This is a genomic window from Pseudarthrobacter sp. NIBRBAC000502771 (genome assembly GCF_006517215.1).
In the GTDB taxonomy this organism is placed as follows: Bacteria; Actinomycetota; Actinomycetes; order Actinomycetales; family Micrococcaceae; genus Arthrobacter; species Arthrobacter niigatensis.
In genome coordinates this window covers 4,153,440-4,165,406 of sequence record NZ_CP041187.1, presented here as the reverse complement: position 1 = coordinate 4,165,406, position 11,967 = coordinate 4,153,440, and the positions used below count along the sequence as shown (strand labels likewise).

Genomic DNA, 11,967 nt, shown 5'->3' with positions numbered 1-11,967 from the left:
TCCGGGGTCCCTCCCTGTGCTGCGTCCAGGGTCTTTAGTGCTCGCCGGCGGAGTCCGAGCGGCCAAAGATGGTCTGCGGAAGCCAGAACGCGAGGGCGAAGAGGAGCAGGCACACGGCCATGGGCCACGGGTTGTCCAGGGTGAGGAAGGACAGCGAGTAGATGGCGCCGAGGAACAGGGCGAAGCAGACCACGAACAGGATCACGCTGGTGGCGAGGTTGTTTTCGTTCTGCGGGGTCCGGACGGTCTCCTTGTTGGACGCCGTGTCCCTGCTGGACGCGTTGATCTGGCTGGACATGTGTTCCTCCTCGGCCCTAAAGGGCATGATCTGTGGCGGCTTCCGGCCAAGGTCAGTAAGCGGCTGAACCCTGTTCACCCTTGACGATGGCAATTCCGGAGCTGGCACCAATTCGTGTTGCACCTGCTGCAATCATAGCCTGAGCATCTGCCAGGGACCGTACGCCGCCGGAGGCCTTGACTCCCACGTCCGGGCCCACGGTCCGGCGCATCAGGGCCACATCCTCAACCGTCGCGCCCCCGCCGTTGAAGCCCGTTGAGGTCTTCACGAAGTCGGCGCCGGCCTCCACGGCCGCTTGGCACGCCAGTACCTTCTGCTCGTCGGTCAGGAGGGCTGTTTCGATAATGACTTTCAGGATGGCGCCGCCCGCGTGGACCGTCTCAGCCACCGCGGCGATGTCCTCGACGAGGGCGCCCTTGTCACCGGCCCGCGCGGCAGCGATGTTGATCACCATGTCCACCTCCGCCGCGCCGTCCAGGACCGCGCCGCGGGCTTCGAATGACTTCACATCCGTGGGTGTGGCCCCCAGGGGGAAGCCCACCACGGAACAGGTGAGGACGCCTGAACCCCGAAGTGCCGTGGTGACCGTCTTGACCCAGACCGGATTGACGCAGACCGACTTGAAGCCATATTCGGCGGCTTCCGCGCAAACCTTCAGCACATCGGCTTCAGAGGCTTCGGGCTTGAGCAGCGTGTGGTCGATGTAGGAGGCGATGTCCGCGGGCCGGCCCGGATCGGCGGTGCCTGCGTGAACGGTGGCTTCGTTGCTCATGATGGTCCTCTCGGAGGGCCTTGTGGGCCCGGCGTTGACTCGGTTTCGGGAACCATCTTGTCACAGCGGGCCGCGCCGCAGCAGGCCCCACGCAGGAGGCCCGCAGGCGGGCATGGGCGCTCAGGCCGCCTGCAGGGCCGGGGCCTCCGCCGCGGCACTCAACAACTGGGTGGCGCAGGCACCTGCCGCCGAAGCCGCCGCCACCAGCAGCCCCAGCCGCACGCCGTCGAACGCCGCCGCATCCCCAATCGCCCAGATCCCCTGGACGGACGTGCGGTAGTCCCGGCTGATCACGATGCCGCCCCCGGGTGCAGTCTGCAGCCCCGCGCTGGCGGCCAGGCCGTCGCGGGACACCCGCTCCTCCGCCATCACCACCAGGTCGCCGGTCATGCTGCTGCCATCCTCGAAGACGACGGCGGACGCGGCCTGCCGGGCGGATGTGCCGGACACAACGGCGGGGATGATGGCGGCGGGGCGGGCAGTGGTGCGAATGGGCCGCACGCCTTTGGCGCGCAGCACGGCTTCGGCCTGCCCGGCTGCCGCGCCGGTGCCCACCAGGATTCCCACCGGACGCCGTCCCAGCTCCCGGGCCACCTTTTGCACACCCTTCGCGACCCGCGGTGCGTCGTCGATGGTGGCATAGTTCAGGCATTGCGCGGCACCGTCCACCGGGCCTGCCACCGGGGCCGATCCGGTAGCGATGACCAGGTGGTCGTAGGCGAACTCCATGCCGTCGGCAGTGGCTACGGTGCGGTTGGCAGGGTCGATGTGGCTGGCAGGCTGGCCAAACCGCACGGACACCTGGGGCAGCATGGCAAGCTCCAGCAGCTCTTCGGGGGTGTCATCGCGGTTGCTCAGCACGGTGACGGTCCCGGTGAACCGGGCGCGGTCCAGCTGCGCTACAAGGGCCTGGGCCGCGGGGCCGGCACCCGCAATGACAATGCGGGTTGCGGTGGAGGTGGACGTTGAGGATGCCGGAGCGGACATGTGCTGGCCCTTTCGCTGGCGGCCGGTAAGCGGCCGGAACTTCGTGATGGAACACAGCGTAGGCCCGCGTCTTTTCCGGGGTGTTTCCCCGCAGTTGCTGTTCAGCGGGCCCGTGTTCGCCAGTATTTACCGGCCGGTAACAGAACCCGTGACGCATCTCTCATTCATCAGCCCGCCGACACAAAAGCCCTGGCCCCGGTCACCTAGACCCGGATCCGGTACCCGCGCTTCACCACGGTTTCAATCAGCTTGCCGTCCGGCAGCGAGGACCGCAGGCGGCTCACGGTCATGTCCAGGGCGTGCACCGAGCCGCGCAGCTCCAGCAGGTCGGACAGCGATTCGCGGGACAGGACCGCGCCGCCCGCGCCCAGCAGTGCACGCAGGAGCAGCAGGGGAGCGGGCGCCAGTTCCACCTGCTGGCCGTCGATGCGCAGGCTGCGTCCCCGCAGTTCGATGCTTCCGGAGCGGGTATCCAGCCGCCGGACGTGGTTCAGCGCCAGGTGCTCGCACACCAGCCGGATCAGCGCACCCATCCGGAAGCGCTCCGGGATCAGCGGCGTTATGCCCGCGTCCAGCAGGGGCTGGGCCGTGACGGGACCCACCACGGCCGTGGTGACATTCAGTTTCAGGCTCTCCACCAGCTGCTTGTAGAGCCCCATCTCATGGGCCGTGCTCCACATGGCGTCCACGGCGGGGGCGCTGGTGAAGGTCAGGACGTCCAGGTTCCCGGTGCAGGCGGCGTCGATGAGCCGCGGAAGCCGGTCCTCGCCGTCGGGCTTGACCCAGCGGTAGGGCGTGACGGTCAGGACGGTGGCGCCGGACATCCGCAGCCGTTCGATCTGGCGGACGTCGGTGTAGCCATGCAACTGCATGGCCACAGTCTTGCCCCGGACGCCTTCAGCCAGGAGCATGTCCACCAGGGTGGAGGTGGTTTCGTCGCTGCTGATCCCGACGTCGGCAAGGCCGGCAGCGCGCACCGCACCGCGGGCCTTTGGTCCACGGACGAACATGCGGCAGCTGCCCAGCGTTTCCAGCAGTTCGTCGCCAATTCCGAAGGAATCCGCGGCCTCGCACCAGCGGCGCATGCCATACGCCGTGGTCGCGATGCAGAGATCGGGCTTGGCGGCGATGATGGCCCGCGTGTCCTCGATGAGGCGCATGTCCTCCTGGACCGGGGCGATCTTCAGCGCAGGGGCGTGCAGCACTTCGGCGCCGCGCCGCTCCAGGGCTTCGATGAGGTCGCGGGAGCGCCGGTCCGAGGTGACGCCGATGCGGAATCCCTCCAGCGGCGACTCCGCGGCGTCAGTGGCTTCTTCAGCCTGCGTGGGTTCGGCCGGTGCAAGTGCAGTCATGGGGGTCAATCCTTTCATGATCCCAGCAGCGAGGCTGCCAGCCTGTCCAGGTCGGCTGCCGCACCGGCGTGCTGCCGGTTGGCTTCCGCCACCCGCACCACTTCGCCGATGACCAGTACGGCCGGGTTGCTGCAGCCGGCCGCGGCCGAGGTGATGGTGCCGAGGTCTGCGATGGTGGTGCGCTGGCCCGGCCGGTACCCGCGTTCCACCACGGCCATGGGCATGTCCGGGCGCATGCCGGCGCGGCGCAGCCCTGCCGCAAGCTGGTGGAGGGTGCCAATGCCCATCAGCACCACGATGGTGCCGCCCAGCCCGGCAAGGTGGTGGTGCTCCTCTTCGGTAAGCGGTGCATGCCCGGAAACCACAGTGAACATGTGGCTGACTTCCCGGTGGGTGACCGGGATGCCGGCCGCGGCCGGGACGGAGATGGCGCTGGTAACGCCGGACACCACGTGCACTTTGACGCCGGCGGCCACGCACGCGGCAACTTCCTCTCCGCCCCGGCCGAAGACGTACGGGTCCCCGCCCTTGAGGCGCACCACGTTGTTGCCGGCCAGGGCGCTTTCGACCATCAGTTTTTCGATGTCCGACTGGCTGACTTTGTGGTGCCCGGGCTTCTTTCCGACGTCCACGAGTTCGCCGGAGGTCAGCAGCGGCAGTTCCTGGTACGGGGCCAGCCGGTCGTAGAAGACGACGTCGGCATCGCGGAGTGCCTTGACCGCAGCCACGGTGAGCAGGTCACCGGTGCCGGGGCCGCCGCCCACCAGGGTGACGTGGCCGGCCGGGCCGGCGGCGGGCTCGGCAGCGACAGGGATGCCGGCGTGCCGGCAGCGGTCCAGGAAGGCGTCCCAGCCGTGCTGTCCGTCCTCGACGGCGGCGACCAGGAACAGCCGCTCCGGCACGTGGACGAGCCGCGCCTCGGCGGGGCTTCCAAGGCGGTGGACGACGGCGCCCGCGGCTTCGTACCGGCGTACCGCCTGCCGCGCGGCATCAGGGGCGCCGGCCACCAGGACGTTCCGGCCGGTGAGGTCGATACTGAGCTGCATGGTTATGCCTCGTTTCCAGGGGTTTCCGTGGTGGCGGAGCGGACCGGGATGGAAGCACCGATCAGGACCTTGCCTTTTTCCTCCGGGGTGGCGGGGCGCATCTGGCCGCGCTCATCCGGGACGAAGGTGATGGAGTCGTCCTTCTGGTCGGGTGCATTGACGAAGGAACGGAACCGGCGCAGGCGTTCGGGGTCCTTGAGGGTGTCGGCCCATTCATCCACGTACGTGTCCACGTGCTTGGCCATCGCGGCTTCCAGGTCCTCGGCGATGCCCAGGGTGTCCTTCACCACCACGTCCTCGACGTGCTTGATGCCGCCGTCGAGCTCTTCCTGCCAGCGGGCCGTGCGCTGCAGGCGGTCGGCCGTGCGGATGTAGTACATGAAGTAGCGGTCGATGTACTTGATCAGGGTTTCGTCGTCCAGGTCCTTGGCCAGCAGCTGGGCGTGGGCGGGGGTGGCCCCGCCGTTGCCGCCGACGTAGAGGTTCCAGCCGTCGGCGGTGGCGATGACGCCCACGTCCTTGCCGCGGGCCTCGGCGCATTCGCGGGCGCAGCCGGAGACGCCCATCTTGAGCTTGTGCGGGCTCCGCAGGCCGCGGTAGCGCAGCTCCAGCTGGATGGCCATGGCCACCGAGTCCTGGACACCGAACCGGCACCAGGTGGACCCGACGCAGGACTTCACGGTGCGCAGGCTCTTGCCGTAGGCCTGGCCGGATTCAAAACCGGCGTCCACCAGTTCCTTCCAGATCTCCGGCAACTGCTCCAGCCGGGCACCGAACATGTCGATCCGCTGGCCGCCGGTGATCTTGGTGTACAGGTTGTATTTTTCGGCGACGGCGGCGATGACGCCGAGCTTCTTCGGAGTGATCTCGCCGCCGGCGATGCGGGGGACCACCGAGTAGGTGCCGTCCTTCTGCATGTTGGCCAGGGCGCGGTCGTTGGTGTCCTGCAGCGTGCCGCGGCCGGCGTCCAGGACGTAGGCGCTGTTCTGGCTGGCCAGGATGTTGGCGATGGTGGGCTTGCAGATGTCGCAGCCCGCGCCGGTGCCGTACTTGGCCATGATCTCCTCGAAGGAGGTCAGCTCCAGGACGCGGATGGCATCGAACAGCTCCTGCCGGGACAGTTCAATGTGCTCGCACAGGGCCTTGGAGACCTCGACGCCGGACTTGGTCAGCTCGGTTTCCAGCAGCTTCTTCAGCATCGGCACACAGGAGCCGCACTGGGTGCCGGCGCGGGTGCAGCCCTTCAGCTCACCGAGTTCCTGGACGGGGGCATTGCCCTCGCAGGCGCCGCAGCCGTTGATGGCGTCGCGGATGGTCCCCGCGGTGACGTTGTTGCAGGAGCACAGGGTGGCGTCGTCGGGAAGCTCGGTTTCGGGAGCCTCGCCGCCGCCCGCCGCGGAGAGGAAGGCGCCGGGCTCGGCCGGAAGTTCGCGGCCCAGGAGCGGGCGCAGGCTCATGTACGGCGAGGCGTCGCCGACGAAGATGCCCCCCAGGAGGGTTTTGGCGTCATCGGTGGTGACGATCTTCTGGTAGACCCCGCGGGCGGGGTCGGCGTAGACGATTTCCAGGGCGCGTTCGGTCCGGGCGAAGGCGTCGCCGAAGCTCGCAACGTCCACGCCGGAGAGCTTGAGTTTGGTGGCGGTGTCGAAGCCGGGGAACGTGGCGTCGCCGCCGTGGAGCCGGTCGGCCACGATCTCGGCCATGGTGTTCGCGGGGGCCACCAGGCCAAGGCACATGCCGCCGAAGTTGGCCACCTCGCCGATGGCCCAGATGCCCGGTACTTCGGTGGCGCAGAAATCGTTGATGACCACCCCGCCGCGGGGGCCCAGGCTGAAGAGCTGGTCTTCGCCCTCAGCGGCGCGGAAGAGTTCGTCGCGGGGTTTGACGCCGACGGCGACAATCACCAGGTCTGCCGGGATGACGCGCTCGTCAGCCATCAGGACTCCGGTGACCTGGCCGTCGTCATCCGTCAGAATTTCGGACGGGAACACGCCGCCGTGGACTTCGAAGCCCTTGGCCGCGATGAGCCGGCCCAGGGCCTGGCCGGCGCCCTCGTCCAGCTGCGTGTTCATGAGCCAGGGCGCACCGTTGATGACCACGGGGGTGGCGCCGAGCTGCTCGGTGCCGGCGGCCGACTCGAGGCCCAGGAGCCCGCCGCCGATGGTCACCGCGTTGATCTTGCGGCCAAGCTTTGCCGTCAGTTCGGCAATGGCTTTGTTGATGGCCCACACGTCCTCGAGCGTCCGGTACACGTGGGCGTGCTCACCGCCGGGGATGGGCAGGCGCACAGCGTCCGAGCCCGTGGCCACCACCAGTTCGTCATATTCGTACGTGTTGCCGGCGGCCGTCTCCACGGTCCTGGCGTCGGCGTTGACCTTCACGACGCGCTCGCCGGTCTTCAGGGCCAATGACCCGTGGTCCCACATGGAAGCGGTACCCAGGGTCAGGTCCACGCCGGCATCGGTGAGGGCCTTGGAAAGTGCCACCCGGTCGTAGGGGAGGTGCGCTTCCTCGGTGAGGACCGTGACATGCCAGCCGTCGAGGCCGCGGGCATGCATGGCGTCCGCAAAACGGTGGGCCGCGGGGCCGCCGCCGGCGACGACGATGCGGCGCGGTGTCTCTGTGCTTGAAGTCTGTTCGGTCACTGTGGGCCTTTCGCATGGGCCGCAGACGGTGCTCTGCAGCTTGTGCCTCCAGCCTAGGAAGGGGCAGTTTCGCCTCAGTTTCCCATTTGTTTCGTCAACTTAACTTCTGCATCACGAACGCATTTCCGCCCGCGTTAGGTCTCTTTTACGCGCCGGACACATTCACCGCACCCCTTTGAAACACCCGGACCATAGCGTGGGACACGGCCGCAAAAGCTGCCAATGCAAGGGACAACAGGCACAGGGAAAGGAGCCGGACATGACGGCAACACTTGAACTTGGGGCGCTCGCCGCCGAATCAGACACCGCCGGGTTCGGGACCGGCTGGCACCGTGTCTGCATGGTGGATGACCTCGAACCGGCATGGGGTGAGGCAGCACTGGTGGCAGGCCGCCAGGTGGCGCTCTTCCGCACCGGCCCCAGCGAAGTCTTCGCCGTGGCGCACCAGGACCCGGCCACGGGAGCCCACGTCATGGCCCGCGGCATCCTCGGTTCCAAGGGGACCCGCCCCACCATCTCCTCACCGTTGCACAAGGAGGTCTACGACCTCGAAACCGGTGAATGCTTCACGGCCCCGGGCCTGCGGCTGGCAGCCTTCGGCACCCGGGTCAGGGACGGCGTCGTCGAGGTGCAGCTCTGACGCAGGGGAACCCATAAAAACAAAGGAGCAGGTGCCGGGCGTGCAGGAAGCCCGGCACCTTTTGGTAGCTGGGGCCGGCTACAGGCCCAGTGCCTCGCTGACGTCGTGGCGGACCTCATCCAGCGACGCGCGTGCCGCCTGGCGTGCCGCCGGCAGCTCCGCCGCGGAACCCACCTGGTGGATGACCTCCAGGTAGCACTTGAGCTTCGGTTCGGTGCCGCTGGGCCGGATGATCACGCGGGTCAGGTTCCGGGTGATGTAGAGCAGGCCCTCCGTGGGCGGCAGCTGCGCGCTGCCTTCAGCCAGGTCCGTGAAGACCTCCACGGCCGACTGCCCGAACGACTCCGGCGGGGAAACCCGCAGGCGGTTCATCATGGCGTCCAGCAGTCCCAGGTCGGCGACCCTGATGCTGAGCTGGTCGCTGGCGTGCAGGCCGTGCTGGAGGTACAGCTCGTCCAGGGTGTCGAAGACCGTCTTGCCTGCGGCTTTGGCGGTGGCTGCGAGTTCGGCAATCAGGACTGCGGCGGAAATGCCGTCCTTGTCCTTGACCTGCTCCGGCGCCACACAGTAGCCCAGCGCCTCCTCATAGCCGTAGACCAGCCCGGGGACCCGGGAAATCCACTTGAATCCGGTCAAAGTCTCCTCGTGGGCCAGCCCGGCCGCCGCGGCGATCCGTGCCAGCAGGCGCGAGGAAACAATCGAATTGGCGAACACGCCGCGGCCGTCCGTCTCCACTGCGGTGTCACCGTCGGCGAGCCGGGCCACCATGTGGGCGCCCAGCAGGGAGCCCACTTCGTCGCCCCGGAGCATGCGCCACGCCCCGGTATCGGGGTCCTTTGCCGCCACGGCAGCCCGGTCCGCGTCGGGGTCGTTGGCGATGACGAGGTCGGCGTCCAGCCGTTCCGCTGCTTCCAGGGCAAGGTCCAGTGCTCCGGGTTCCTCCGGGTTGGGGAAGCTGACCGTGGGGAAATCGGGGTCCGGGTCGGCCTGTTCGGCCACCACGGTGACGTCCGTGAAACCTGCCGCCTTCAGCACTTCCTGCGCTGTTCCGCCGCCCACGCCGTGAAGCGGTGTCAGGACAATCCGGAGGTCCCGTGCCGGAAAGCGGCCGGGCATGGCGAGTGCCGCCGTCGACCGCTGGTAGTTGGCGGCGAGCGAACTGTCCAGGACAGTCCAGCCATCTGCTGCCAGCGCGATGGAGTCCAGGGTCCCCACGGCGCTGATGCGCGCGGCGATTTCGGCGTCGTACGGTGCCACGATCTGGGCGCCGTCGCCATCTGCCGGCACGGCGTGCCGCCCCAAGTACACCTTGTACCCGTTGTCCTGCGGCGGATTGTGGCTGGCGGTGACCATGACGCCGCCGTCGCAGTCCAGGGCGCGGACGGCAAAGGCCAGCAGGGGAGTGGGGAGGGCTGCCGGCAGCATGAACGTCTCGATGCCGGCAGCGGTGAAGATCGCGGCGGTTTCGGCCGCAAAGATGTCCGAGTTGTGGCGGGCGTCATAGCCGACGACGGCGCGCGGCCGGGTGCCCGCGGCAGCCTTGGATACGGCGTCCACCAGGAACGCCGCGAGTCCGGCAGCTGCGCGGCGGACCACCACCCGGTTCATCCGGTTCGGCCCTGGGCCCAGCGCGGCCCGCAGTCCCGCGGTGCCGAACTGCAGTGTGCCGCGGAAGCTGTCTTCCAGTTCCTGCCGGGCCGCCGGATCGCCGTCCTCCGCAAGGCGGACCAGCTCGAGGAGCGATGCCTTCGTTGCGGGGTCCGGGTCCTGGGCAGCCCAATCGCGGGCTTCGGCGAGCAGGCGAAGTTCGGCATCGGAAGACGTCATGGGCATAACGCTATCGTCATTGCCCGCCCACGTGGCGCACCCCGGGCGGCTGGCCCGCTAGAGCCGGGCGATGATGCCGGCCAGCAGCCTGGAAATGCGCGGGCCCGCCGCCTGGCCGGACTCGATGACTTCCTGGTGGCTGAGCGGCTGGGGGCTGATGCCTGCCGCAAGGTTGGTGACCAGCGAAATGCCGAACACTTCCATGCCGGCATGACGCCCCGCGATGGCCTCCAGCGCCGTCGACATCCCGATCAGGTCCGCGCCGATCCGCTTGGCGTACTGCACCTCGGCAGGGGTTTCGTAGTGGGGGCCGGGGAACTGTGCGTAGACGCCCTCGTCCAGGGTGGTGTCCACTTCCCGGGCCAGCCCGCGGATCCTGGGCGAATAGAGGTCCGTCAGGTCCACGAAGGTGGCGCCTTCCAGCGGTGAGGCGGCGGTGAGGTTGATGTGGTCACGGATCAGGACCGGCGTGCCGGGCGTCCAGTCCTCGTTGAGGCCGCCGCAGCCGTTGGTCAGGACCAGGGTGCTGCACCCGGCGGCGGCTGCGGTGCGGATACCGTGCACCACGGCGCGGACGCCCTTGCCCTCGTAGTAGTGCGTGCGGGCGCCCAGGACCAGTGCCCGTTTTCCTTCCTTCGTCAGGATGGAACGGATGGTGCCCACATGGCCCTCCACGGCCGGGGCGTGGAAGCCGGGGACTTCCTCTGCTGACAGGGTGGCGGTGGTCTCGCCGATCAGGTCGGCGGCTTCGCCCCACCCGGAGCCAAGGACCAGGGCGGTGTCGTGGCGGTCCACGCCCGTTTCTTCCGCGATGTAGTCCGCGGCGGCGCGGGCGGCGGCGAACGGGTCGGTGTTCAGGAAGTCTGTTGTACTCACCAGTACAAGTTATCCTGCCGCCCCTGTTGCCCCGGTCACGGCAGGCCCGGAAAGCACCCTGATTTCTTGGTGGTCGGGCCGTCAATGGGAGAGAATGGATGACTGTGACTACGCATCCAGATTTCAGTTCCCCCCGGATCGCAATCCTGGGAGGTGGTCCCGGCGGATACGAAGCTGCCATGGTGGCCGCCTCGCTGGGGGCAACGGTCACCGTGATCGAGCGTGCCGGGCTCGGCGGATCCGCGGTGCTGACCGACGTAGTCCCCTCCAAGACCCTCATTGCCACGGCTGACCTGATGACCCGGGTTGCAGAGGCCGGCGAGCTGGGAGTGAAGTTCGACGTCGACGGCGGCGACTTCGTCCCGGTGATGCACGCCGACCTCAAGCACATCAACCACCGCCTCCTGAACCTCGCCCGCAACCAGTCCCGGGATATCCGCGACGGCCTGGAGAAGCAGGGCGTGCGGATCATCGAAGGCTCCGGACGGCTCCTTGACAGCCACCGGATCGAGGTCCTGACCGCTGACGGTTCCGAGACCGTCGAGGCCGACACCATCCTGCTGGCCGTCGGTGCGCACCCCCGCGAGCTGGAAACGGCACGTCCGGACGGTGAACGGATCCTGAACTGGACCCAGATCTACAACCTTGACGAGCTGCCCGAGGAGCTCATCGTGGTGGGGTCCGGCGTCACCGGCGCCGAATTCGCATCCGCTTACAACGGCCTGGGCTCGAAGGTCACGCTGGTTTCCAGCCGCGACCGCGTGCTGCCCGGCTCGGACGTCGACGCCGCCGTCGTCCTGGAAGAAGTCTTCGAACGCCGCGGTGTGCGGGTCCTGTCCCGCTCCCGTGCCCAAACCGTGGAACGCACGGACGACGGCGTGGTGGTCACCCTCTCCGACGGCACCAAGGTGACGGGCAGCCACTGCCTCCTGTGCCTTGGCTCCATCCCCAACACCGCGGGGATCGGCCTGGAGGAGGCGGGCGTGGCCGTCAGCGAAAGCGGCCACATTAAGGTCGACGGCGTCTCCCGCACCACGGCCCCGAACGTCTACGCCGCCGGTGACTGCACCGGCGTCCTGCCGCTCGCCTCGGTTGCTGCCATGCAGGGACGCATCGCGGTGGCACACTTCATGGGCGACGGCGTCACCCCGCTCAAGCTCCACCAGGTGGCCTCCAATATCTTCACGTCACCGGAAATCGCGAACGTGGGCGTCTCCGAGGCCGAGATCGAGTCCGGTAAGTACCAGGCCGACGTCATCAAGCTCTCCCTGCGCAGCAACGCCCGCGCCAAGATGCGCAACGCCAAGGACGGGTTCGTGAAGATCTTCGCGCGGAAGGGTTCGGGCACTGTGATTGGCGGCGTGGTGGTGGGCCCCAACGCCTCGGAGCTGATCTTCCCCATCTCCATTGCCGTCAAGCAGAAGCTGCACGTGGACGACGTCGCAAGCACGTTCACGGTGTACCCGTCGCTCACCGGATCCATCTCCGAGGCAGCCCGCCGCCTGCACGTCCACATGTAAGGGC

The 11,967-nt window shown here is 68.2% G+C and carries 10 protein-coding genes; 2 read left to right on the top strand and 8 right to left on the bottom strand.

All coding sequences use genetic code 11. From position 1 onward, the window contains the following. Positions 1–34: 34 nt before the first annotated feature. The 6 genes from NIBR502771_RS19325 to nirB form a co-directional block, all read right to left on the bottom strand. Positions 35–298 carry a hypothetical protein gene (locus NIBR502771_RS19325; RefSeq protein ID WP_141161127.1) on the bottom strand — a complete coding sequence of 88 codons (264 nt, stop codon included), beginning with the start codon at positions 296–298 and terminating at the stop codon, positions 35–37. A gap of 52 nt (positions 299–350) precedes the next feature. Then, positions 351–1,070, bottom strand: a complete 720-nt coding sequence (gene deoC, locus NIBR502771_RS19320) for a deoxyribose-phosphate aldolase (RefSeq protein WP_141161126.1) — start codon at positions 1,068–1,070, stop codon at positions 351–353. Between the two features lie 120 nt (positions 1,071–1,190). After that, positions 1,191–2,057, bottom strand: a complete 867-nt coding sequence (locus NIBR502771_RS19315; RefSeq protein WP_141161125.1) for an FAD-dependent oxidoreductase — start codon at positions 2,055–2,057, stop codon at positions 1,191–1,193. A gap of 203 nt (positions 2,058–2,260) precedes the next feature. Further along, positions 2,261–3,409: a uroporphyrinogen-III synthase gene (locus tag NIBR502771_RS19310; RefSeq protein ID WP_141161124.1), complete on the bottom strand. Its 1,149-nt coding sequence runs from the start codon at positions 3,407–3,409 to the stop codon at positions 2,261–2,263. Positions 3,410–3,423: 14 nt separating this feature from the next. Further along, positions 3,424–4,455 carry a uroporphyrinogen-III C-methyltransferase gene (gene cobA, locus NIBR502771_RS19305; protein WP_141161123.1) on the bottom strand — a complete coding sequence of 344 codons (1,032 nt, stop codon included), beginning with the start codon at positions 4,453–4,455 and terminating at the stop codon, positions 3,424–3,426. A 2-nt stretch (positions 4,456–4,457) separates the two neighbouring features. Then, on the bottom strand, positions 4,458–7,100 hold the full coding sequence (gene nirB, locus NIBR502771_RS19300; protein WP_141161122.1) for a nitrite reductase large subunit NirB: 2,643 nt from the start codon (positions 7,098–7,100) through the stop codon (positions 4,458–4,460). Between the two features lie 259 nt (positions 7,101–7,359). On the opposite strand from nirB, the gene nirD reads away from it, so the two are divergent. Further along, positions 7,360–7,740, top strand: a complete 381-nt coding sequence (nirD, locus tag NIBR502771_RS19295; protein WP_141161121.1) for a nitrite reductase small subunit NirD — start codon at positions 7,360–7,362, stop codon at positions 7,738–7,740. A 78-nt stretch (positions 7,741–7,818) separates the two neighbouring features. Here the strand turns inward: nirD and NIBR502771_RS19290 are convergent, their stop codons facing one another. Beyond that, the gene (locus tag NIBR502771_RS19290) at positions 7,819–9,567 is read right to left on the bottom strand and encodes a phospho-sugar mutase (RefSeq protein ID WP_210411260.1); all 1,749 of its coding nucleotides are present in this window, start codon (positions 9,565–9,567) and stop codon (positions 7,819–7,821) included. 57 nt (positions 9,568–9,624) lie between these two features. Further along, positions 9,625–10,443, bottom strand: coding sequence for a purine-nucleoside phosphorylase (locus NIBR502771_RS19285; protein ID WP_141161119.1), 819 nt, complete (start codon positions 10,441–10,443; stop codon positions 9,625–9,627). A gap of 104 nt (positions 10,444–10,547) precedes the next feature. Here NIBR502771_RS19285 and NIBR502771_RS19280 point away from each other — a divergent pair, with 104 nt between their 5' ends. Continuing rightward, positions 10,548–11,963 carry an NAD(P)H-quinone dehydrogenase gene (locus NIBR502771_RS19280; protein ID WP_141161118.1) on the top strand — a complete coding sequence of 472 codons (1,416 nt, stop codon included), beginning with the start codon at positions 10,548–10,550 and terminating at the stop codon, positions 11,961–11,963. Positions 11,964–11,967 lie beyond the last annotated feature (4 nt).